This window comes from Jannaschia marina (assembly GCF_013404595.1).
Classification (GTDB): domain Bacteria; phylum Pseudomonadota; class Alphaproteobacteria; order Rhodobacterales; family Rhodobacteraceae; genus Jannaschia; species Jannaschia marina.
Genome location: NZ_JABVAX010000001.1, coordinates 362,220 through 385,394, shown reverse-complemented (window position 1 = coordinate 385,394; position 23,175 = coordinate 362,220). Strand labels below are relative to the sequence as shown.

Annotated in this window: 20 protein-coding genes; 15 read left to right on the top strand and 5 right to left on the bottom strand. The window is 67.5% G+C overall.

Features of this window, described 5'->3' with window-relative positions; translation table 11 throughout:
* Nucleotides 1-233: 233 nt before the first annotated feature.
* The gene (locus HSX43_RS01970; protein ID WP_208454440.1) at nt 234-551 is read right to left on the bottom strand and encodes a DMT family transporter; all 318 of its coding nucleotides are present in this window, start codon (nt 549-551) and stop codon (nt 234-236) included.
* An 83-nt stretch (nt 552-634) separates the two neighbouring features.
* Between HSX43_RS01970 and dnaE the strand changes: the two genes are divergently transcribed.
* From dnaE to HSX43_RS01955, 3 genes are read left to right on the top strand one after another with little or no spacing between them, the layout of a single operon-like run.
* The gene (gene dnaE / locus HSX43_RS01965) at nt 635-4,153 is read left to right on the top strand and encodes a DNA polymerase III subunit alpha (protein WP_179378401.1); all 3,519 of its coding nucleotides are present in this window, start codon (nt 635-637) and stop codon (nt 4,151-4,153) included.
* A complete protein-coding gene (locus tag HSX43_RS01960; RefSeq protein ID WP_179378400.1) occupies nt 4,150-5,019 on the top strand; it encodes an HNH endonuclease in 870 nt (289 codons plus the stop codon). The genes dnaE and HSX43_RS01960 overlap by 4 nt, the downstream gene beginning before the upstream one ends.
* On the top strand, nt 5,012-6,193 hold the full coding sequence (locus HSX43_RS01955; RefSeq protein WP_179378399.1) for a hydantoinase/carbamoylase family amidase: 1,182 nt from the start codon (nt 5,012-5,014) through the stop codon (nt 6,191-6,193). Before HSX43_RS01960 ends, HSX43_RS01955 begins: the two co-directional genes overlap by 8 nt.
* A gap of 23 nt (nt 6,194-6,216) precedes the next feature.
* Here the strand turns inward: HSX43_RS01955 and HSX43_RS01950 are convergent, their stop codons facing one another.
* Nucleotides 6,217-6,678 (bottom strand): Lrp/AsnC family transcriptional regulator, encoded by a 462-nt coding sequence (locus HSX43_RS01950; RefSeq protein ID WP_179378398.1) that lies wholly within the window; start codon nt 6,676-6,678, stop codon nt 6,217-6,219.
* Between the two features lie 100 nt (nt 6,679-6,778).
* Between HSX43_RS01950 and HSX43_RS01945 the strand changes: the two genes are divergently transcribed.
* Together HSX43_RS01945 and HSX43_RS01940 are read left to right on the top strand one after the other, a co-directional pair.
* Entirely contained in the window at nt 6,779-6,997 is a 219-nt protein-coding gene (locus HSX43_RS01945) for a DUF6356 family protein (protein ID WP_179378397.1), read from the top strand.
* 2 nt (nt 6,998-6,999) lie between these two features.
* A complete protein-coding gene (locus HSX43_RS01940; RefSeq protein WP_179378396.1) occupies nt 7,000-7,800 on the top strand; it encodes a class II glutamine amidotransferase in 801 nt (266 codons plus the stop codon).
* 50 nt (nt 7,801-7,850) lie between these two features.
* Here the strand turns inward: HSX43_RS01940 and HSX43_RS01935 are convergent, their stop codons facing one another.
* Together HSX43_RS01935 and HSX43_RS01930 are read right to left on the bottom strand one after the other, a co-directional pair.
* Nucleotides 7,851-8,564 (bottom strand): response regulator transcription factor, encoded by a 714-nt coding sequence (locus tag HSX43_RS01935; protein ID WP_179378395.1) that lies wholly within the window; start codon nt 8,562-8,564, stop codon nt 7,851-7,853.
* A gap of 7 nt (nt 8,565-8,571) precedes the next feature.
* The gene (locus HSX43_RS01930; protein WP_328794946.1) at nt 8,572-10,476 is read right to left on the bottom strand and encodes a PAS-domain containing protein; all 1,905 of its coding nucleotides are present in this window, start codon (nt 10,474-10,476) and stop codon (nt 8,572-8,574) included.
* Between the two features lie 138 nt (nt 10,477-10,614).
* Between HSX43_RS01930 and HSX43_RS01925 the strand changes: the two genes are divergently transcribed.
* The 10 genes from HSX43_RS01925 to HSX43_RS01880 all read left to right on the top strand — a co-directional run bounded on the left by HSX43_RS01925 (nt 10,615) and on the right by HSX43_RS01880 (nt 20,660).
* Nucleotides 10,615-12,561 carry an AMP-binding protein gene (locus tag HSX43_RS01925; protein WP_179378393.1) on the top strand — a complete coding sequence of 649 codons (1,947 nt, stop codon included), beginning with the start codon at nt 10,615-10,617 and terminating at the stop codon, nt 12,559-12,561.
* 159 nt (nt 12,562-12,720) lie between these two features.
* The gene (locus HSX43_RS01920) at nt 12,721-13,536 is read left to right on the top strand and encodes an ABC transporter ATP-binding protein (RefSeq protein ID WP_179378392.1); all 816 of its coding nucleotides are present in this window, start codon (nt 12,721-12,723) and stop codon (nt 13,534-13,536) included.
* Nucleotides 13,529-14,044: a hypothetical protein gene (locus tag HSX43_RS01915; protein WP_179378391.1), complete on the top strand. Its 516-nt coding sequence runs from the start codon at nt 13,529-13,531 to the stop codon at nt 14,042-14,044. Before HSX43_RS01920 ends, HSX43_RS01915 begins: the two co-directional genes overlap by 8 nt.
* Nucleotides 14,045-14,052: 8 nt before the next feature.
* Nucleotides 14,053-15,042: a branched-chain amino acid ABC transporter permease gene (locus tag HSX43_RS01910; protein ID WP_179378390.1), complete on the top strand. Its 990-nt coding sequence runs from the start codon at nt 14,053-14,055 to the stop codon at nt 15,040-15,042.
* Between the two features lie 37 nt (nt 15,043-15,079).
* Entirely contained in the window at nt 15,080-15,430 is a 351-nt protein-coding gene (locus HSX43_RS01905) for a hypothetical protein (protein ID WP_179378389.1), read from the top strand.
* The gene (locus tag HSX43_RS01900; RefSeq protein WP_179378388.1) at nt 15,430-16,506 is read left to right on the top strand and encodes a branched-chain amino acid ABC transporter permease; all 1,077 of its coding nucleotides are present in this window, start codon (nt 15,430-15,432) and stop codon (nt 16,504-16,506) included. The genes HSX43_RS01905 and HSX43_RS01900 overlap by 1 nt, the downstream gene beginning before the upstream one ends.
* A gap of 91 nt (nt 16,507-16,597) precedes the next feature.
* A complete protein-coding gene (locus HSX43_RS01895; protein ID WP_179378387.1) occupies nt 16,598-17,881 on the top strand; it encodes an ABC transporter substrate-binding protein in 1,284 nt (427 codons plus the stop codon).
* Between the two features lie 98 nt (nt 17,882-17,979).
* Nucleotides 17,980-18,825: an ABC transporter ATP-binding protein gene (locus HSX43_RS01890; protein WP_179378386.1), complete on the top strand. Its 846-nt coding sequence runs from the start codon at nt 17,980-17,982 to the stop codon at nt 18,823-18,825.
* A gap of 115 nt (nt 18,826-18,940) precedes the next feature.
* Nucleotides 18,941-19,486, top strand: a complete 546-nt coding sequence (thpR, locus tag HSX43_RS01885) for an RNA 2',3'-cyclic phosphodiesterase (RefSeq protein ID WP_179378385.1) — start codon at nt 18,941-18,943, stop codon at nt 19,484-19,486.
* Between the two features lie 10 nt (nt 19,487-19,496).
* On the top strand, nt 19,497-20,660 hold the full coding sequence (locus HSX43_RS01880; protein WP_179378384.1) for a phenylacetate--CoA ligase family protein: 1,164 nt from the start codon (nt 19,497-19,499) through the stop codon (nt 20,658-20,660).
* Between the two features lie 108 nt (nt 20,661-20,768).
* On the opposite strand, the gene pheT is transcribed toward HSX43_RS01880, so the two are convergent.
* A complete protein-coding gene (gene pheT, locus HSX43_RS01875; RefSeq protein ID WP_179378383.1) occupies nt 20,769-23,162 on the bottom strand; it encodes a phenylalanine--tRNA ligase subunit beta in 2,394 nt (797 codons plus the stop codon).
* Between the last annotated feature and the right edge of the window lie 13 nt (nt 23,163-23,175).

The following is a 23,175-nucleotide window of genomic DNA, read 5'->3' as shown; positions in this document are numbered from 1 at the left end:
CGTAGAAGGAGCGCAGATGATGAAACCCGCCCGGGGGCCGATTTGCAAGGGCGGGGCCTCGATCGGGGCCGGTGTCGCGCGACGCCCCGGCGGACGGGGCGAACGGAAACTCGTCGCCCTTGCGATCCGCGGTGTCGGCCCTTTGATCGCGTTCGTGGGCACGGCCTTCGTCCAGGTGGTCGCTTCGACGGCGGTCGGCCTGCGGCAAACGCGGTGCACATCGCGCTCGTGGGCTAGCCCGCCACCTTGAGGAGCGCGACGCCCCCGAGGATCATGCCGAGCGCCAGGAGCCGCAGGGGCGTGGCCGGGTCGCCGAACCAGACGATCCCGAAGATCACCGCGCCCGCCGCCCCGATGCCGACCCAGACGGAATAGGCGGTGCCGAGCGGCAGATCCCGCATGGCGAGACCGAGGAGCCAGAAGCTCGCGGCGGCGGACACGGCCGTGAGGGCGGCATACCCGGGGTGGGCGAAGCCATCGCTAGCCTTGAGCGCGGCCGCCCAGACCACTTCCAGAAGGCCCGCGACAAGGAGGAGAAGCCAGGGGATCATCGGTGCAGACTTCGCCGCGCGCGGCCCGGCGTCAACCATAGAACGGGCTTTCGACAGGACATCCGGATCGCTAGATATAGGGCATGTCCGATCCTCGATTCATACACCTGCGCGTCCATACCGAGTATTCGCTGCTCGAGGGGGCGCTGCGGCTCAAGGCGCTGCCCGACCTCGTCGCGCGCAACGGGATGCCCGCGGTCGCGGTGACGGATACCAACAACATGTTCGCGGGGCTCGAGGCGGCGACAGGACTCGCCGGCAAGGGCATCCAGCCGATCATGGGGTGCCAGATCGACCTGATGCACGACCCGGCCGCGCCGGGGGAGAAGCCGCGCAAGCCCGCGCCCGTCGTCCTGCTGGCGCAGAACGAAACGGGATACGAATGCCTGATGCGGCTCAATTCCTGCCTCTATCTCAACCGGCCCGAGATGGTGCCGCAGGTGACAGTGGAGGAGCTGGAGGAGTTCTCCGCGGGCGTCATCTGCCTGACCGGCGGGCCGGACGGGGCGATCGGGCGGCTCGTATCTGAGGGGCAGGAGGCGAAGGCGGAGAATCTGCTCGGCCGGCTCCACGGCATCTTCGGCGACCGCCTCTATGTAGAGCTGCAACGCCAGCGCGCCCCGGAACCGACCGAGCGCTTCCACGTCGAGCAGGCCTATGCCCGTGGCCTCCCGCTCGTGGCGACGAACGACGTGTATTTTCCCGAGGCCAGGATGCACGAGGCCCACGACGCCTTCCTCTGTATCGGCGAAGGAGCCTATGTCGATCAGCAGGCCCCGCGCCGGCAGGTCACGCCGCGCCACCACTTCGCCAGCGCCTCGGAGATGGCGGCGCTTTTCGCCGACTTGCCCGAGGCGGTGGAGAACACCGTCGAGATCGCGCGGCGCTGCGCCTTCAAGGCCTACGGGCGCGACCCCATCCTGCCGAAGTTCGCCGATGACGAGGTGCAGGAGCTGCGTCGCCAGTCGGAGGAGGGCCTGCGCGCGCGTCTGGCCGTCATCCCCCATGCCGCGCCCGTGGAGGAATACGAGAAGCGGCTCGACTACGAGCTCGGCATCATCGAGGGGATGGGCTTCCCCGGCTACTTCCTGATCGTCGCCGACTTCATCAAATGGGCCAAAGAGCACGACATTCCGGTCGGACCGGGACGCGGCTCGGGCGCGGGGTCGCTGGTGGCCTATGCGCTCACGATCACCGACCTCGACCCGCTGCGCTATGCGCTTCTCTTCGAGCGGTTCCTGAACCCCGAGCGGGTCTCGATGCCAGACTTCGACATCGACTTCTGCATGGACCGCCGCGAGGAGGTCATCCAGTACGTCCAAGACAAGTATGGCCGCGACAAGGTGGGCCAGATCATCACCTTCGGCGCGCTCCTGTCGAAGGCCGCGGTGCGCGACGTGGGGCGGGTGCTGGGCATGTCGTACTTCCAGTGCGACCAGCTGTCGAAGATGATCCCGGTCGAGGGGGTGAAGCCGGTCTCCATCACCAAGGCCCTGGCCGAGGAGCCGCGCCTGCGCGAAGCCGCCCGCGAGAGCGAGCAGGACCGGCGGGAGGGGCGCACGAATCCCGTCAAGCGGCTCCTCGACTACGCCGAGAAGCTGGAGGGCCTTCTCCGCAACGCCTCGACCCACGCCGCGGGTGTGGTGATCGGGGACCGCCCGCTCGACCGACTGGTGCCGCTCTACAAGGACCCGCGCTCGGACATGCCGGCGACCCAGTTCAACATGAAATGGGTGGAGAAGGCCGGCCTCGTGAAGTTCGACTTCCTGGGCCTCAAGACGCTGACACAGGTGCAGAACGCCGTAGAGCTGATTCGTGCACAGGGACGCGACATCCACGTCGCCGCTGATGGGCGGCACCTCTACGAGCCGGCACCGGGGACCGAAAACGACATCAACGCCATCCCGCTCGACGACAAGGCGAGCTATGACCTCTACTCGGCCGCGCGCACTGTCGCCGTGTTCCAGGTGGAATCGACGGGCATGATGGACGCGCTGCGGCGCATGAAACCCACCTGTATCGAGGACATCGTGGCCCTTGTCGCGCTCTATCGGCCCGGTCCGATGGAGAACATTCCGAAGTATTGCGAGGTCAAGAACGGGCTGTCGGCCCGCGACAAGCTGCACCCCTCCATCGACCACATCCTCGACGAGACGCAGGGCATCATCGTCTACCAGGAACAGGTGATGCAGATCGCGCAGGAGATGGCGGGCTATTCGCTTGGCGGTGCCGACCTGCTGCGCCGCGCCATGGGCAAGAAGATTCAGGCCGAGATGGACGCGCAGAAACCGATCTTCCTCGAGGGCGCGGCGAAGAACGGGGTCGACGCGAAGAAGGCCGACGAGGTCTGGAAGCTCCTCGACAAGTTCGCCAACTATGGCTTCAACAAGTCCCACGCCGCCGCCTATGCCGTCGTCAGCTATCAGACGGCCTGGCTCAAGGCGAACCACCCGGTCGAGTTCATGGCCGGGATCATGAACAGCGACATCCACCTGACCGACAAGCTCGCCGTCTATGCCGAGGAGGTGCGCAAGGCCGAGGACCGCGGGGGCCTCGGGCTCGAGATCGTGCCGCCCTGCGTCAACCGTTCGCGGGCGCGGTTCACGGTGGCGGACGGCAAGCTGGTCTACGGGCTGGGCGCGCTCAAGAACGTGGGCGTGGAGGCCATGGGACTGGTGATCGAAGGGCGCGGCGAGACGCCCTTCTCCACGCTCTACGATTTCGCCCGCCGGGTCGACCTCAAGCGCGTGGGCAAGCGTCCGCTGGAGATGCTGGCCCGCGCCGGAGCCTTCGACCAGATCGACGACAACCGGGCCCGCGTCCTGGAAGCGCTCGATGGGCTCGTGGCCTATTCCGGCGCGATCTTCGAGCAGCGCGCCTCCAATCAGGTCTCGCTCTTCGGCGAAGCGGGCGACGACTTGCCCGAACCCCGCCTGCCCTTCCGCGATGACTGGCTCCCGGCCGAGCGTCTGGGCGAGGAATTCAAGGCGATCGGCTTCTATCTCTCGGGCCATCCGCTCGACGATTACATGATCGCGCTCAAGCGGCAGAAGGTGATGACGCTCGCCGACGTGCAGACGCAGAGCCGGAACGGTCCGATGGTGGCCAAGATCGCCGGCATCGTCTCGGCCCGGCAAGAGCGTAAGTCGGCCCGCGGCAATAGGTTCGCCTTCCTGCAGGCGAGCGACCCGACCGGGGCCTACGAGGCCATGGTCTTCTCCGACACGCTCGACGCCCACCGGGAGCATCTGGAGGCCGGCTGCCGCGTGATCCTTCAGGTCGAGGCCACGCAGGAGGCCGATCAACTCAAGCTCCTCGCCCGTGCCGTCACCCCGATGGACGACGCCGTGGATCAGGCACCGCAGGTCGGCCTGCGCGTCTTCGTCGACGAGCCGGAGGCCGTTGGCCCGCTCCAGGGACTGCTCGACCGGCTGTCGAAGGAAAGCGGCGCGCGCGGGCGGGGACCGATGCACCTCTGCCTGCTGGGCGACGACCTTCCGGGCGAGGTGGAGCTGCGCCTGCCCGATCTCTACCCGGTGAACCCGAAGGTGAAGGGCGCGCTCCGCTCCCTCCCCGGCGTCGCCATGGTGGAGGAGGTGTGAGTCACGCCGTCCTGATCCAGAACCCCGCCTCCATCTACGACGACGCCCATGGGCTGCACTATCACTTTCCCAGAATGTATCTCGGCATCCTTGAAGAGTGTGTCGGCGACTGGGTGGTCTTCTACGAAAGTCGGAAGGGTGCCTATGGATACACACATGTTCAGAAGGTCCTAGCGATCCGGCCCGATCCTATGGACCGCGATCACTTCTACGCCGATCTCGATCCGAAATCGGCCCTTGATTTCGAGAAGGTGGTGCCGCGGACACGACTCGACGGTACCCGTTTCGAGAGCCGTCTCGCGCTCAAGGGTGGCAATAACACCCTCGCCGTGCGCCGCGTCTCGCCGGCCGACTTCGCCGCCATCATTAATGCCGGGCTGCAGGAGGTGCCGGACATCGACGCGCACCCGCGCGACGGGCCGCTCTGGCAGGTGGCCGAAGACGCCGCGACCTTCGAACACGATCGCCGCCACGTCCTCACCTCCCGTCCCGCCCGAGACGCAGCCTTTGCCCGGATGGTGCGCCGCGCCTACGGCGGGCGCTGCGCGATCTCGGCGCTGCGGCTCCGGAACGGCGGAGGCCGGGCCGAGGTGCAGGCCTGTCATATCCGGTCGGTCAAGGATGGCGGACCCGATGTCGTGCGCAATGGCATCGCCCTTTCGGGCACGCTGCACTGGATGTTCGACCGCGGGCTCATCCGCGTGGCCGACGATCACTCCCTTCTGATCTCGCACAACAAGGTGGACCTGCCGACGGTCGAGCGGTTGGTGAACCCGGAGCACCGCCTCCTCCTCGACGAGGTCGACCGCCGGCACTGGCCGCATCCGGACTATCTGCGCTGGCACAGGGAGAAGGACTATGGCTGATCTCGACCCCGACCGCTTCCTAGCCGAGCTGCACGCCCTGCGCGCCATCGGCGGCGTGAGCGACGCGCACAAGGGCGTCGTCCGCCGCGCCTTCTCACCCGAGGACGTGGCGGCGCGGCTCTGGCTCGCGGAACAATTTGCCGAGGCCGGCCTCGAACCGGTGATCGACCCGGCGGGCAACGTCTGGGGCCTCGGCGGGCCGCTCCTGATCGGAAGCCACACCGACACGCAGCCCGAAGGCGGCTGGCTCGACGGCGCGCTCGGCGTGATCGCGGGGCTGGCGGTCGCACGGGCCAATCCCGGCGTCTCCGTCGTCAGCTTCCAGGACGAGGAGGGCCGCTTCGGCGCGACGACCGGCTCCGAAATCTGGTCGGGCGCGCTGCCGCTTGCAGAGGCCGACGCGCTCACGGATCTCGATGGTGTCAGTTTCGGCACCGCCCGCCGTGCCCTGCCCGCCACGGGCGACTTCCCCGACCCGGCCCGCTTCGCGGCCTACCTCGAGGCGCATATCGAGCAGGGACCGGTGCTCGACACCGCGGGGGAGCGCGCGGGCGTGGTGACGGCCATCGTCGGCCTGCGGCAGATCGACGTGACGCTGACGGGACGGCAGAACCACGCGGGCACCACGCCGATGCACCTGCGCGTCGATGCGCTGCGCGGGCTTTCGGACGCCGATCACGCCATCCGCGACGCCCTGCGCAACATCGCCACGCCGCAGTCCGTTTGGACGATCGGGCACGTGCAACTACATCCGAATGCACCCTCCGCGGTGCCGGGCCGCGTGCGGTTCACCGTGCAGTGGCGCGACGCGGAGGCCGGGCGGCTCGACCGGATGGAAGCCGCGATCCGGGATGCGCTCGACGCCGTCGCCGCGTCGGCCAGGCTCGCGCTCGAGGTGTCCGAGACGAGCGGCCTGCCGCCCGTCGCGATGGACCCGGACCTTCAGGACGCACTTGCAGCAGCAGCAGCCGAGGTCGAGGCCCCGGGGGCCTGGCGCAGGATGCCCTCGGGAGCGCTGCACGACGCGACGAACGTGAGCCGGCTGATGCCGGTGGGCATGCTCTTCGCCCCTTCGATCGGCGGGATCAGCCACGCCTTCGAGGAGGATACGGCCGAGGCCGACCTCGTGACCTGCCTGCGTATCCTCGCCGGGGCCGCCGCGCGCCTTGCCTAGGCCGCCCGCCTCGGAGAGTGCCGTCAGATCGGCAGCGCGGTCGTGTCCTTGATGTCCTCCATCACGAAGCTCGCCGAGATGTCGGCCATGTCCACGCGCCCGATCAGCGCCTTGTAGAACCGGTCGTAGTCGGCCACGTCCGCGACCCGCACGCGGAGCACATAGTCGAGATCGCCCGTCATCCGGTGCGCGCCCTGGATCTCGGGCATGGCGGCGACCACCGATTGAAACCGGGTCAGCCACGCCGGATCATGCGTGCCGACGCGGATCATCACGAGGACCGAGAGGCCGAGGCCAAGTCGCGCGGCATCGAGGTGGGCCACGCGTTCGCGGATGATCCCGCCCTCCTCCATCCGACGGATCCGCCGCCAGCAGGCATTGCGCGACAGGGCGACCTGCTCGGAGAGCGTATCGAGGCTCTGCGTCGCATCGGCCTGCAGCACGCGCAGGATCCGCAAGTCCATTTCGTCCACGACTAGATCCATGATTGGGACGATATCCCAATCTATAATCTATCATCAATATGTTTGGGACGATTTCGCGCAGCTCCTCGCCATATTTACAGGAAAGACAACAGGAGAACCCATGACCCAGATCGCCCAATTCATCCGTGGCTTTCACGATCATCCCGCCTCGGTGAACGAAAGCTATTTCGGCCATATGCGGTTCGCACTCGGCTTTGCCGGTGCGCTCTTTCTGGCCGGCGGCGCGGCGCTCATCCATGCGCTGATTCCGCCACTCTTCGAGACGACGGCCAGCGCGCGCATCAAGGCGCTGCACGCCAAGATCGCCGACCGCCACTGAAGATGTGCCGTCTTCTGGGCTATGCCGGCCCCGCGATCCCGCTAGAGCGGATCATCACGCGGCCCCGCCACTCGCTCCTCGAACAGGCGCAGCACGCGAACGAGGCCAAGCTCGCCGTTAACGGTGATGGCTTCGGAATGGTCTGGTACACCGGCCATGACGCGGAGCCGGGCCTCTACCGCGACGTGATGCCGGCCTGGTCCGACGGCAACCTGACGAGCCTCTGCCGCGTGATCCGCGCGCCGCTGTTCCTCGCCCATGTGCGTGCCGGCACGACGGGCGGGACGAGCCGGACAAACTGCCACCCGTTCGCCGTTGGCCGCTGGGCCTTCGCCCACAACGGGCAGGTCGCCGGGTTCGAGGGGCTTCGACGCCGGCTCGAGGCCGCGCTTCCCAATGCCTTCTATGCGCGGCGGCAGGGATCGACGGACAGCGAGATCCTGTTCCTGACGCTTCTGGCGAACGGGCTCGACGCCGATCCGGTTGCGGCGATCGAGCGAACCGTCGCCGCACTTGCCGCGCTGCAGCCGGCCGGCGCGCCAAACCGGCTGACCTGCCTTCTGTCCGATGGCGCACGGATCATCGGCTTCCGCCACTCGGGCGACCGGCGCGCCCCGTCGCTCTACCTCTCGAAAGCGCCGCTCGTCAGCGGTGGACATGCGCTCGTCTCGGAGCCGCTCGACGGTGTCGCGGGGAACTGGGAGGCGGTTGAGGAAGACGGCCTCGTGATCCTGGGTGCAGGCGGCATCCATCGGGGCCGGCTCGACCGGACGCGGATGCTCGGATCAGAGGTGGCGGCGTAACCCGAAGTGGCGCGGGATGGTCGGGTCGAGCCCGACCATGACGGGCGTGGCTAGACGCCCGACCAGATCACGTCGCCGAGGAAGATGTAGCCCGCGCCGTAGATCGTCTTGATGAGCGCCGGAGCCTTCGGGTCTTCGCCGAGTTTCGCGCGCAGGCGCGAGATGCGGACGTCCATCGCGCGGTCGAAGCTCTCGCCCGCCGCGCCGCCGAGCGCCTCCTGCATCTCCGCCCGCGACAGAAGCCGCCGCGGCCGTTCGAGGAAGAGCCGCAGGATCGCGGCCTCGGCCTGGCTGAAGGTCACTTCGCCGCCCTTCACCTGCTCGGCGGGCCCGGTCAGGACGAAGCGATCGAAGTCGGCGACGAAAGGCCCGAAGCGGGCAATGTTGCGGGCGGGGGCGGCCCGTTCCTTCCGCAGGCGCGCCCGCACGCGCGCGACGATCTCGGCCGGCTCGAAAGGCTTGACCACGTAGTCGTCGGCCCCGAGTTCGAGGCCGGTGATCCTGTCCTGCAACTGGCCGCGCCCGGAGATGATGATGATCGCCGCGCCGCCTTCGAGCGCAAGCCGGGAGACGACGGCGAGCCCGTCGCGATCGGGCAACCCGAGATCGACGAGGCAGACGTCGGGCATGGCCTGCCGCAGCGCGGCCTCGAAGGCCTCGGCCCGGGCATAGGTGGCGACCTGCATCCCCGCTGCTTCGAGCGCCGTGCCCAGCAGATCCCGGATCTCCGGGTCGTCGTCGAGGAGGGCAACACGCGGTGTCATCGGGGCCTCATGCCAGCGCCGCCGCCAGTTTCTCGAGCGTGAAGGGCTTGCGGATCACGGGCCAGTCGGTCGCGGCCTCCCGGTAGAGCGGCGCGTCGAGCGGCAGCGACGTCATCAGTGCCACCGGCAGGTCGCGTTCGGCGGCGAGGCGGGCGAGATCGAGACCCGTCTCGGAGGATTTCAGCATGATGTCGGAGAGGACCATGCCGATGCCGTCGATCGCCATGACGTCCTTGGCCTCGGCCACACTTGCCGCCTCGACGACGGAATGACCGGCCGCGACGAGCCGGTCGCGCACCGCCTCGCGGATGTGCGCCGCATCCTCGACCAGCAGGACGAGCGTGGGGGCAGGGCCGGGTGGCGGCTGGCGCAGCGGCAGGCGCAGGCTCACGCGGGCACCGCCGCCGTCTGCATTCGACAGGCGCGTGCGGCCGCCGGCAAGTTTCACGAGGTCGTAGACCATCGAGAGGCCGAGGCCCGTGCCATCCTCCCCCTTCTCGGTGAAGAACGGCTCCACCCCTTTTTCCAATGCCTGCGCGCTGAAGCCAGGGCCGCTGTCGGTGACGGAGAGTTCGACCCAGGTATCGCGGATGTTGACGGCGGCGATCTCGATCCGGCCCGCCTCCGGCCCGATGGCGTCGCGCGCGTTCAGGACGAGGTTCAGCACCGCGTCCCGCAGCGCCTCCGGGTCGAGGAGGACGGGTGTATCGAGGCCCTCCACCCGCGTCGAAAGCGTGATCCCCCCGGGCAGCGACGCCTCGGCGAGCAGGACGGCTTCGGCCAGGAACGCGGCCAGATCCGTCGCACGGGGCACCAGATCGCGCGGGCCGGACAGACGCGCGATCCGGTCGATGAGGGCCCCGCCCCGGGTCGCGGCCACCCCGATCGCTTCCACCGCTGGCACCGCGTCGGACGGCAGGTCGAGCCCGGCGAGCCTGTCCTTGAGGCCCAGGATCACCGTCAGCAGGTTGGCGAAGTCGTGGGCCATGCCGCTCGTCAGTTGCGCGGCCACCTGCCGCCCCGCCGATTGGGCGACCGCCGCGCGGGCCTGCGCCTCCTCGGTGATGTCGACCGAGAGCGCGTAGACGCCGGTGACCTCCCCCTCGGAGGTGTCGGGCGTGAAGCTGATGCGGATGCGCCGCGCCGAGGGTTCGTGCGTGATCTCGAACACGGAGGGCGCGCCCTCGAGGGCGGCGGTCAGGCGGGGCTTGATATCGACATAGGTGCGCGGCCCGAGCGCCTCCTCCATCGTGAGGCCCAGAATGTCGGACTGCGCGCCGGGCATCACCGCGCCGAGGCGGCGGTTCGAGAAGGTGTAGCGCCGGTCGCGGTCGAGCCGGGCGATATGCGCGGGCAGCATCTCGGTCGTCAGCTGGATGCGCGCGGCCATCTCGGTCGCCTCGGCCTGCGCCTCGCGCAGCGCCGCGTTGCTGGCCGCGAGCTTGCGGTTGGCGAGCTCCAGCGCCTCGTGCCGTTCGAGAAGCTGCTCGGAGAGCACCTCCGAGCGCGCGCGCAAGAGACGCTCCTGCGCCCGGCTTGCCGTGATGTCGGTATAGACGGTGACCCACCCGCCCTGCGGCAGGGGCGACCCCTCGACCGCGATGATCTGCCCCGAGGGACGGGTGCGTTCGAGGTAGTGCGGCTCGAAGGCGCGGGCCTGCGCGACGCGCTCGTCGAGCATCGCGTCGATGTCCTCCACCTCGCCGTATTCCCCGCGCTCCAGCAGGTAGCGGATCGTTTCGGCAAAGGAGGTGCCCGGCCGGGTTAGCCGGTCGGGCAGGTCGAACATCGTGGCGAAGGGCCGGTTGCAGACGGCGAGGCGCAGGTCCGCGTCATAGATCGAGAGCGCCTGACCGATCAGGTTGAGCCCGGCCTGCGTCAGGCGGGCGGTGGTGGAGCGCGTACTGGTCACGGGGGCGAAGGCTACCACGGCGGCGGGCCGCGGCAAGCCGTTACAATTCGTTAGAATTCGGCAATAGCCGTGAAGGAATCGGCGCGCAGTCTGCCGGCAGGGCCGCGCTCGGGGAGGAGCGCGGGGGAGGACCATGCCATGACCGAGCTTGCCACGATTCCGGCTTTCCTGGACCGCAACGCGGCCGAGTTCGGTGCGTCTGCCGCTTACCGCGAGAAGGAATTCGGCATCTGGCAGCAGTGGACCTGGGCCGAGGCGAAGGCCGAGATCGAGGAGATGGCGCGCGGCCTCATCCTGCTGGGGCTCGAAATCGGGGAGCACGTGGCCATCATCGGCCGCAACCGCCCGCAACTCTATATGTCGATGGTCGCCGTCCAATGCGCCGGTGGCATCCCGGTGCCGCTCTACCAGGACGCGGTCGGCGAGGAGATCGCCTATGTCCTCGGCAATTGCGCCGCGAAATTCGTGATCGCGGGCGACCAGGAGCAGGTCGACAAGGTGATCGAGGTCCGCGACCGGATCGAGGGTCTGCGCCATGTCGTCTACCTCGACGGGCGGGGCCTGCGGAAATACGACCATTCGGAAATGTCCTCCATGGCCGACCTGCGCACGACGGAGGCCGAGAGCGACCGCGCCGAGATGGACCGCCGCCGCGCGCAGCAGACCGGGGCGACGACCTGCGTGATGCTCTATACCTCGGGCACCACCGGCAAGCCGAAGGGCGTGGTGCTGAGCCACGACAACATCGTCGCCACCTCCATCGCGTCCTCCAACTTCGACGGGCTGCGACAGACGGACGAGGTGCTGGCCTATCTGCCGATGGCCTGGGTCGGGGATTTCATCTTCTCGATCGGGCAGGCCATGGTCACGGGCTTCACCGTCAATTGCCCCGAGAGCGCGGACACGATCATGCACGACCTGCGCGAGATCGGGCCGACCTATTACTTCGCCCCGCCCCGCGTCTTCGAGGGGCAGCTGACCAACGTGATGATCCGCATGGAGGACGCGAGCCGCCTGAAGAAGCGGATGTTCGACCACTTCATGGCCCATGCGAAGACCATCGGCCCGAAGCTCCTCGACGGGGAGCCGGTGGGCGCGATGGACCGGCTCAAGTACCGGCTGGGCGAGCTTCTGGTCTTCGGCCCGCTCAAGAATACGCTCGGCCTCAGCCGCGTGCGCGTGGGCTATACCGCGGGCGAGGCGATCGGGCCGGAGCTCTTCGATTTCTACCGCTCCATCGGCATCAACCTGAAACAACTCTACGGCCAGACCGAAGCCTCGGTCTTCATCACCCAGCAGAAGGACAACGAGGTCCGCTCCGACACGGTGGGCACCCCGACGCCCGGGGTGGAGCTGCGGATCGACGAGAGCGGGGAGGTCTTCTACCGCTCGCCGGGCACCTTCGTCGAATACTACAACAACCCCGAATCGACCGCTTCCACCAAGGACCCGGAGGGCTGGGTCGCGACCGGCGACGCGGGCTTCATCGAAGACGCAACCGGCCACCTGCGCATCATCGACCGGGCCAAGGATGTGGGCAAAATGGCGAGCGGTGCCCTGTTCGCCCCGAAGTTCGTGGAGAACAAGCTCAAGTTCTTCCCCGACATCTACGAGGCCGTGGTCTTCGGCAACACCCGCGACCGGTGCGTGGCCTTCGTCAACATCGACCTGACCGCCGTGGGCAACTGGGCCGAGCGCAACAACATCGCCTATGCGTCGTATCAGGAACTGGCCCAGCACCCCCGCGTGATCGAGACGATCACCGATCACGTCAACACGGTGAACCGGTCCGTCGCCGAGGACGAGATGCTCTCGGGCTGCCAGATCCACCGCTTCCTCGTGCTGCACAAGCAGCTCGACGCCGACGACGACGAGATGACCCGCACCCAGAAGGTGCGCCGCCGCATCATCGAGGAGAAATACGCCGACCTGATCGACGGGCTCTACGGCGATGCCGAGGAGGTCTACACCGAAACCGACGTGACCTACGAAGACGGCCGCAAGGGCAAGATCCGCGCGACGGTGAAGATGTGCGACGCCGAGGTGGTGGCGGTGGAGACGAAGACGCTGGAGGCGGCGGAGTGAGATACCTCCCGTATTTAGTCATCGCGTTAGGAGGTCTGTCCGCCGGATGGGGGCTATTCACGTCCGGCACGGGTTCCATGGGGATCATCGCAATCGCCCTAGGAGTCGTTTTGATCGGGATCGGTGGCGGTCTTCGCCGAAAGTTTGATGGAGGTCGCGATGCTCGACACTGACAACTTCACCACCCCCGACGGCCGCACGATCGGCGGCACGGTCCTCGACCTGCGGAACATCACGCTGCGGTTCGGGGGCGTGGAGGCGATCAAGGATATCTCCTTCGACATCCGCGAAGGGGAGATCCGGGCGATCATCGGGCCGAACGGGGCGGGCAAGTCCTCGATGCTCAACGTCATCTCGGGCTTCTACGTGCCGCAGGAGGGCGAGGTCTGGTTCCGGGGCGAGAAGCGTCCGCCGATGAAGCCCTATGCGGTCGCGCAGCAGGGTGTCGCGCGCACGTTCCAGAACATCGCGCTCTTCGAGGGCATGTCGGTGCTCGACAACGTGATGTGCGGGCGGCTCGGGCACATGAAGACAGGGCTCTTCGCGCAGGCCCTTTGGTGGGGCAAGGCCCAGGCCGAGGAGGTCGAGAACCGCGCCGCCGTCGAGCGGATCATCGACTTCCTCGAGATCCAGGCGATCCGCAAGACGCCGGTGGGCCGCCTGCCCTACGGCCTCAAGAAGCGCGTGGAGCTGGCCCGTGCGCTCGCGGCCGAACCGTCGCTCCTGCTGCTCGACGAGCCGATGGCCGGCATGAACGTCGAGGAGAAGGAGGACATGAGCCGCTTCATCCTCGACGTGAACGACGAGTTCGGCACGACCATCGCCCTCATCGAGCACGACATGGGCGTCGTCATGGACCTCTCGGATCGCGTGGTCGTCATGGACTACGGCCGCAAGATCGGCGACGGCACTCCCGACGAGGTGCGCGGCAACCAGGCCGTGATCGACGCCTATCTCGGGGTCGCGCATGATTGACGCGGGACTCCTGATGCGGGCGGGCGCGGTCGCGCTGGCCTCGACCGGCGCGGGGATGGCCGAGACGGAGGGCTGGACGCTTTTCGTCGACCGCTGCCTGACCCCGATGTCCGAGGTCGAGAGGCCCGTGACGGAAGGTCTGACCGAGGGCGGCGCGGCGCGTTTCGCGGAGGTGATGGACGACGGCGACCTGCCCGGCACCACCTATGTCGCGGGCGAGAACCTCATCCTGCAGGTCGTCCCCGAGGGCGACGGGCAGTTCCTCGGCTGCGCCCTCCTCGACGAGACGGCAGAGGTCGAGGCGACGGTCGCGGCCTTCACCGCCTGGCGCGATGCGGAAGTCGCGGCGGAGAGGCTGCGCGAGACCGAGAGCCTCCTCGGCCAATTCTACCACTCGACCACCTGGCGCGAGCCGAAGCTGCGCGTCGGCGTGATGACGGGACGAGACCCCGAAACGGGCCGCAAGATGGCCATGCTCTCCGTGTCGGACACGGACCTCGAAAGCTAGGAGACGACATGCCCGACACATTGCTCTTCTCGATGGAAGTCGCCCTGAACGGCCTGATGGCGGGGGTGATGTATGCGCTCGTCGCGCTCGGCTTCGTGCTGATCTTCAAGGCGAGCGGCATCTTCAACTACGCGCAGGGGGTCATGGCGCTCTTCGCGGCGATGACGCTCGTGGGTATCCAGAACGGGCAGGTGCCCTTCGCCCATCTCATCAACGCGATCTTCGGCACCAAGATCCACCACTTCGGCTGGCAGGTGCCCGCGCTTCTGGCGATCCTGCTGACGGTTCTCGTGATGGCCGTCTTCGCCTGGGCGGTGAACCGCTTCGTCTTCTCGAAGCTCGTCAACCAGGAGCCGATCATCCTCTTCATGGCCACGATCGGCCTCGCCTTCTTTCTGGAGGGAGTCGCGGACCTGATGTGGGGCTCGGAGATCAAGACACTAGACGTCGGCCTGCCGCAGGGCATCAACACCTGGATCGACGAGACGACGCTCAACGCCTTCGGCTACGGCTTCTTCATCGACAACCTCGACATCGTGGCCACGATCATCGCGGCCCTCCTCGTCGTCGGGCTCGTGCTCTTCTCGCAGTACACCAAGCAGGGCCGGGCGCTGCGCGCGGTGGCCGACGACCATCAGGCCGCGCTCTCGGTCGGCATCTCGCTCAACTTCATCTGGGTGCTCGTCTGGTCGATCGCGGGTTTCGTCGCCCTCGTCGCGGGCATCATGTGGGGCGCGAAGTCGGGGGTTCAGTTCTCGCTCTCGCTCATCGCGCTCAAGGCGCTGCCGGTGCTGATGCTGGGCGGCTTCACCTCGATCCCGGGGGCCATCGTCGGCGGGCTCATCATCGGCGTGGGCGAGAAGCTCTTCGAGTTCCTGATCGGCCAGCCCTACCTCGGCGGCGCGACCGAGAACTGGTTCGCCTACGTACTGGCGCTCCTGTTTCTGGTGTTCCGCCCGCAGGGCCTCTTCGGGGAGAAGATCATTGAGCGGGTTTAGGAGGATTTCTGTTTGGATGCTGTATCTAAGCGCGACTATGTCGGTCATTTTCGCGGTCATGTTTTGCATCCTCACGATTAGTATTTCAAACCACTACGGGAATGGCTTCGGCGCTTTAGATCTCGCCGTTACAGCACTTGTTTTTGCGGTCGGCTCTGCACCTGCCATCATTTTGCTTCGAGCTTGGTTTCAAGACCGAGCGCTGAACGCTGCCGGGAAAGCCTACTGGATAGGCATGTGCGTGATCGCATTGCTCTACTTGGGCTTGGGCCTCTTCAGTTGGACCGTTGATCCAGGAGACTTTCTCTGGTTCGGCCTGCCTCTTCTGGTGATTGGCTCGATGCTTATCCCTGCAACCGTCTTCCATCTAAAGAAGGAGGCAATCTGATGATCTACCGTGAAGCCGGAGACTTCAAAACCTCCTACACCGCCGACAACCAGACCTTCCCGATCCGTTTCGACCGGACGGGCTATTGGGTGATCCTGATCGCGGCCGCTTTTCTCGTGCCTTTCGTCATCACAGACTACTGGGCGTCCGCCCTTCTCGTACCGTTCCTGATCTACGCGATCGCCGCCCTGGGCCTCAACATCCTGACCGGCTATTGCGGGCAAGTGTCGCTCGGCACGGGCGGGTTCATGGCGGTCGGGGCCTATTCGGCCTACAAGCTGATGACGGCCTTCCCGTGGATGGACATGTTCACCATCACCATCCTGTCGGGCTTCATCACCGCAGCCGTGGGCGCGGCCTTCGGTCTGCCGAGCTTGCGCATCAAGGGCTTCTACCTCGCCGTGGCGACGCTTGCGGCGCAGTTCTTCCTCGTCTGGATGTTCAACAAGGTTTCGTGGTTCTACAACTACTCCGCCTCGGGCCAGATCAGCGCGCCGGAGCGGTCGGTCTTCGGCATCGTTGTCACCGGACCGAACACGCAGGCCTGGGCGCAATACACCTTCTGCCTGATCTTCGTCGTGGCCCTCGCCTGGGTCGCACGGAACCTCACGCGCGGCACGGTGGGCCGCAAGTGGATGGCGATCCGCGACATGGATATCGCGGCGGAAATCATCGGGGTGAACCCGCTGCGCGCCAAGCTCTCGGCCTTCGCGATCTCCAGCTTCTTCATCGGGGTCTCGGGCTCGCTCTTCTTCACGGTCTACCTCGGTGCGGTCGAGGTGGGCGAGGCCTTCGGCATCCAGAAATCGTTCCTCGTGCTCTTCATGGTCATCATCGGCGGCCTCGGTTCCATCTTCGGCAGTTTCGCGGGCGCGGCGTTCCTCGTCCTGCTGCCGGTGGTGCTCAAGCTGGTGGGCGTCGACCTCTTCGGCTGGCCCACGGACATCGTGGCGCATCTGAACCTCGTCATCGTGGGCGGGCTGATCGTCTTCTTCCTCATCGTGGAGCCGCATGGACTCGCGCAGCTCTGGCGACTGACGAAGGAGAAGCTGCGGCTCTGGCCGTTCCCGCATTGAAGGATCGGTGGGCATCTCCCGACACGTTGGAGGTGCCCACCCCACGGGGCCGGAAAGGCCCGCATCGGATAAACCAAGGGAGGAACAACCGATGAAGAAACTAGGCACACTGACGGTCGGCGCGATCATCGCCGCCGCCCCCGCGATGGCCGATCTGGTCATCCCGGACCTCAGCTACCGCACCGGCCCCTATGCCGCCGGCGGCATCCCCTTCTCCGACGGCTATCAGGATTACTTCACCCTCCTGAACGAGCGCGACGGCGGCATCGGCGGGGAACCGATCCGGCTGATCGAATGCGAGACGGGCTACAACACCGAGAAGGGTGTCGAGTGCTACGAGAGCACAAAGGGCGAGGGTGCGCTCGTCTATCAGCCGCTCTCGACCGGCATCACCTATCAGCTGATCCCGAAAGCGCAGGCCGACGGCATCCCGCTGCACACGATGGGCTATGGCCGGACGAGCGCGCGCAACGGCGAGGTCTTCAACAACGTCTTCAACTACCCCGCGAACTACTGGGACGCGGCCTCGGTGGCGGTGAACTATCTTCTGGACCAGAACGAGGGCTCGCTCGACGGCAAGACTATCGCGCTCGTCTACCACAACTCCGCCTACGGCAAGGAGCCGATCCGCACGCTTCAGGCCCTGGGCGAGAAGCACGGCTTTTCCCTGACCGAGATCGCGGTCGATCACCCGGGTCAGGAGCAGAAGTCGCAATGGCTGCAGATCCGGCGCGAGCGTCCCGACTACGTCCTGATGTGGGGCTGGGGCGTGATGAACCAGGTCGCCATCCAGGAGGCCGCCAACGTCCGCTACCCGATGGAGCAGTTCATCGGCAACTGGTGGGCCGGGGCCGAGCATGACGTGACCCCTGCCGGGGCCGCCGCCGACGGCTACCTGTCGCTCAACATGAACACGATCAACCCGGATGCGCCCATCTTCGAGGAGATCCGCACGACCGTCATCGAACCGGGCCTCGGGGCCGGCGCGGGCGACAACGTGGGCAAGGTGCTCTACACCCGCGGTATGTACGCGGCGATGCTGGCCGCCGAGGCGATCGCCAAGGCGCAGGAAATCCACGGCACCTCCGACATCACGCCCGAGCAGATGCGCGACGGCATGGCCGCCCTCGAAATGACCGAGGCCCGGATGGAGGAACTGGGCGCGCCGAACATCGGCCCGGTCTTTGCCGTCTCCTGTCAGAACCACGGCGGCTCGGGCGAAGCGCTCGTCCAGCGCTGGAATGCCTCGGCCGGGGCCTTCGAGCCGCTGACCGACTTCATCACGCCGGACACGTCGGTCATCGACCCGCTCGTGGAGGAAGACAGCCTGGCCTACGCCGCCGAGAACAACATCACGCCCGGCTGCGCCGAGTGATGTGACACGGCCCCGGCCCGCCATGCGCGGGCCGGGGCCCCATCGCCTTTGCCCCGCCGCCCCGAGGGACGGCCGCGCCAATGCGAGGGAGACGCGACATGCTGGATACCAAGCCGCAGGCCGACGCCGCCAACGACGGGCAGGAGAAGCTGCTCGAGGTCAACAATATCGAGGTGATCTACAACCACGTGATCCTCGTCCTGAAGGGCGTCAGCCTCAGCGTGCCGAAGGGCGGGATCACCGCGCTTCTGGGCGGCAACGGCGCGGGCAAGACGACGACGCTCAAGGCGATCTCGAACCTCCTGCGCTCCGAGCGCGGCGACGTGACCAAGGGGTCGATCACCTACCAGGGCGAGCGGATCCAGAGCCTCACGCCTGCCGACCTCGTGAACCGGGGCGTCGTGCAGGTGATGGAGGGGCACCATTGCTTCGAGCATCTGACCGTCGAGGAGAACCTCCTCACGGGGGCCTATACCCGCCGGGACGGGGCGAAGGCGACGAAGGACGACCTCGAAATGGTCTATGAATACTTCCCCCGCCTGCGCGAACGCCGCACGAGCCAGGCGGGCTATACCTCGGGCGGAGAGCAGCAGATGTGCGCGATCGGCCGCGCGATGATGGCGCGGCCCGAGATGATCCTCCTCGACGAACCCTCGATGGGTCTCGCCCCGCAACTCGTGGAGCAGATCTTCGGCATCGTGAAGCGCCTCAACGAGGAACAGGGCGTGACCTTCCTTCTGGCCGAGCAGAACACCAATGTCGCCCTGCGCTTCGCGCACTACGGCTACATCCTCGAGTCGGGCCGCATCGTGATGGACGGCCCCGCGAAGGAGCTGCGCGAGAACCCGGACGTGAAGGAGTTCTACCTCGGCATGTCCGACGACGGCCGCAAGAGCTTCCGCGACGTGCGCAGCTACCGCCGCCGCAAGCGGTGGCTGTCGTGACGCGTGACGCTTCTCTTGGGGCCGCGTCATCCCCGGACTTGATCCGGGGATCTCTGGCGGCAAGAGATCCTCGGGGCGAGCCCGAGGATGACGCTCCCACGACTGCGAGCGCACCGTGAGAGCCTTCGTCGGCCTCCCCTGCCCCGAAGGCTGGATCGCGTCGCTGGTGCGGGCGCAGGCACGGTTGACCGGCGGGCGGCGGGTCGCGCCGGAGGATCTGCACCTCACGCTCGCCTTCCTCGACGATCAGCCCGAGGTCCGGCTCGAAGCCCTGCACGAGACGCTCGACGCGCGCCCCCTGCCCGTCGCCAGCCTGCGCGCAAAGACCTTCGAGATGCTGGGCACGACGAAGGCCCGCGCCATCGTCCTCGACATCGCGCCGGAAGCGGGCCTCACCGCCCTGCGGGACAGGGTCCGCACCGCCGCGCGCGCCGCGGGCATCGACCTACCGCGCGATCGCTTTCGACCGCACATCACCCTGACGCGCTTCGGCGCGACGGCCCGCCCCGACATGGAGCGCCTGCCCGGTCATCTCGCCCGGCTCGGCCGCCCCGACCTGCCCGAGGCGCGGGCGACCGGGGTGACGCTCTGGTCGTCGGTGCTCACACCCGACGGTCCGCTCTACGAGCCCCTTTCCACCTATCCGCTGCGCGCCGCCTGACGAGGACACGATGACCCACTACGACGCCCTCGAGACCCGCTCCGCCGACGACCGCGCCGCCGCGCAGCTGTCGACGCTGAACGAACTGCTGGCGGCGCGGAGCGACGACCCTCTGACCGACCTCTCGGACCTCGCGAAGCTCCCCGTCCTGCGTAAATCGAAACTCTCGGAATGGCAGGCGGCGACCCCGCCTTTCGGCGGGATGCCGGTGGGCGAAGTGGCCCATGTGTTCCAATCCCCCGGCCCGATCTATGAACCCGGCGGGACGACCCATGACTGGTGGCGCATGGGCCGCTTCCTGCACGCCTGCGGCATCGGCGCGGGCGACACGGTCCAGAACTGCTTCGGCTACCACCTGACGCCCGCCGGCATGATCTTCGAGAGCGGCGCACGCGCCGTTGGGGCCCGCGTGTTGCCCGCCGGGACCGGGCAGACCGACCTGCAGGTGCGCGCGGCGAAAGACATCGGCTGCACCGCCTACGCGGGCACGCCCGACTACCTGAAGGTGATCCTCGACCGGGCGGAGGAGATGGGCGAGACACTGGCCTTCACCCGTGCGGCCGTGGGCGGCGGCGCACTCTTCCCCTCGCTGCGGCAGGAGTATGCGGATCGAGGCATCGCGACGCTGCAGTGCTACGCGACGGCCGACCTCGGCAACATCGCCTACGAGAGCGCGGCGATGGAGGGGATGATCGTCGACGAGGGCGTGATCCTCGAAATCGTCCGCCCGGGGACGGGCGATCCGGTGGCACCCGGCGAGGTGGGCGAAGTCGTCGTTACCGCGCTCAACCCTGACTATCCGCTCGTCCGTTTCGCCACCGGCGACCTCTCCGCGCGGATGGAAGGGCAATCGCCCTGCGGCCGCACCAACATGCGCATCAAGGGCTGGATGGGGCGCGCCGACCAGACGGCGAAGATCAAGGGGATGTTCGTGCGCCCCGAGCAGGTGGCCGACCTCGTCGCGCGCCATCCCGAGATCCGCGCCGCCCGCGTCACCGTCACGCGCGAGGGCGAGATGGACGCGATGGCCGTCCAGGTGGAGGCCGACGGCGGCGACGAGGGTGCGTGGTCCGCCTCGGTGGCGCAGGTCCTGAAGCTCAAGGGGCGGGTCGAACGGGTCGACAGCCTCCCGAACGACGGCAAGGTGATCGACGATCAGCGGGTGTACGAGTAGGGCGCGCCGCTCTTTCTTGGGGTCATGGTCGGACTTGATCCGGCCATCTCTTGCAAGGGCCCGAGATCGTCGGGTCGAGCCCCACGATGACGGGACGCCTGAACCCTCTCAGCCGCGCAATTCGCCGCCGGTCGCCTTCGTGACCTTCTCGACGATCTTCGCCGAGACGGCCTCGATCTCCTTGTCGGTCAGCGTCTTCTCGGTGGGTTGCAACCGCACGGTCAGCGCCAGTGATTTCCGGCCCTCGCCAAGCGACCCGCCGATGAACTCGTCGAAGACCCGCACCTCGGTGATGAGCGCCTTGTCCGCGCCCTGCGCCGCTTGCACGAGCTTCTGCACCTCGACCCTGGCGTCGACCACGAAGGCGAAGTCACGCTCGACCGCCTGAAGGTCCGAGAGGGCCAGCGCCCCGCGCGACGTCCCCTGCGCCTTCGGGACGGGCACCTCGGCCGGCCAGATCGTGAAGCCGACCGCCGGCCCCTTCACGTCCATCGCCTTGAGCACTTTCGGGTGGATCTCACCGAAAACGGCCAGCGCCTTCTTCGGACCGAGGCAGATCCGGCCCGACCGGCCCGGATGCCACCACTCCGCCGCCCCGCGCATCACCTGCGACTTAGCGGGCGCGCCAAGCGCCGCCAGAACGGCCTCCGCATCGGCCTTCGCGTCGAAGACGTCGACCGCACGCCGGTCGCCATGGACGGATTTCGGCCCCGTGTGCCCGATTAGAAGCCCCGCGACCTCCTGATGCTGCTCGCCCGGCTCGCCGCCGGGGAAGGCCGCGCCCAGTTCGAAGAGCGCCATGTCGGCCTGCCCCCGCGCCTGGTTGCGGGCCGCCGCCTGCAGAAGACCGGGCAGGAGCGCGGGCCGCATGTGGCTCATGTCCGAGGAAATCGGGTTTTCGAGCCGGGTCGCCTCGGTGCCGCCGCCAAAGAGCGCGGCAGCGGCCTCGTCGATGAAGGAGTAGGTCACGCATTCGTTGTACCCGAGCGCCGCCGCCGTGCGCCGCGCCATGCGCTCCCTCTGCTGCGCCTGCGTCAGGACGGGGCGCAGGATACCGGGAGCCCGCACCATCGGCTTGCCCTCCAGCTTCGTCAGCGACGCGATGCGCGCGACTTCCTCCACCAGATCGGCCTCTCCCTGCACGTCGGGGCGCCACGACGGGACATGCGCCATGTCGCCCTCGAGCACGAACCCGAGCGCCGTCAGCGACGCGCGCTGCGTCTCGGCCGGGATCTCCATGCCGACGAGGCTCTCGATGCGCTTGGTGTCCAGCTTGTAGGCCCGGCTCACGTCCGGGACCGCGCCCGCGACGACCATCTCCGACACCTCGCCGCCCGCGTGATCGAGGATCATCCGGCAGGCATGGTCCAGCCCCTCGGGCGTGAAGGCAGGGTCGACGCCGCGCTCGAAGCGGTAGCGGGCATCCGAGTGGATCTTCATCGCCCGCCCGGCCATCGCGATCTGCACATGATCCCAGAAGGCGCTCTCCACGAGAACGTTCACCGTCTCCTCGCTCACGCCGGTCGCGGCTCCGCCCATGATGCCGGCGATGCTCTCGACCTCGCTATCGTCCGAGATGACCATCGCGCCTTCGGGCAGGATGTAGGTCTTGTCGTCCAGCGCGACGATCTCCTCGCCGCCCTTGGCGCGATGCACCCGCAGGTCGCCCGTTACCTTGTCGGCATCGAAGACGTGAAGCGGCCGGTTCAGATCATAGGTGAACCAGTTCGTCACATCCACGAAGAAGTTGATCGGCCGGAGCCCGATCGCACGCAGCTGATCCTGCAGCCAGTCTGGGCTCGGCCCATTCTTCACGCCCCGGATCATCCGCAGGCAGAAGACGGGGCAGCCATCGGCCGTGTCGTCGTCGATGGAGACCGCGACGGGGCTCTCGTAGCTGCCCTCGATCACCGGCGTCGGCACATCCTTCAGCACGCCGAGCCCCCGCGCCGCCAGGTCGCGCGCGACGCCCCGCACGCCAAGCGCGTCGGGCCGGTTCGGCGTGATTGCGATCTCGATCACCGGGTCCACCTTGGCCGGGTCGTTCTGGGCCAGCCAGTCGGTGAAGCGCTGACCCACCTCGCCCGAGGGCAGCTCGATGATGCCGTCATGCTCCTCCGACAGCTCCAGCTCCCGCTCGGAGGCCATCATGCCGAAGCTCTCGATCCCGCGTATCTTGCCGACCCCGATCGTCGTGTCGATGCCCGGCACGTAGACTCCGGGCTTGGCGACGACGACCGTGATCCCCTCCCGCGCGTTCGGAGCCCCGCAGATGATCTGCTGCACGCCCTCGTCCGTCTCTACCTGACAGACGCGCAGGCGGTCGGCATCCGGGTGCTTCTCCGCGCTCACCACCTTGCCGATGGTGAAGGCGTCGAGCGCCGCGCCCCGGTCCTCCACGCCCTCGACCTCGAGGCCGAGGTCCGTCAGCGTCTCGGCGATCTCGGCCACGGAGGCGGAAGTGTCGAGGTGATGTTTCAGCCAGGAGAGGGTGAATTTCATGTCGCGCGCCTAT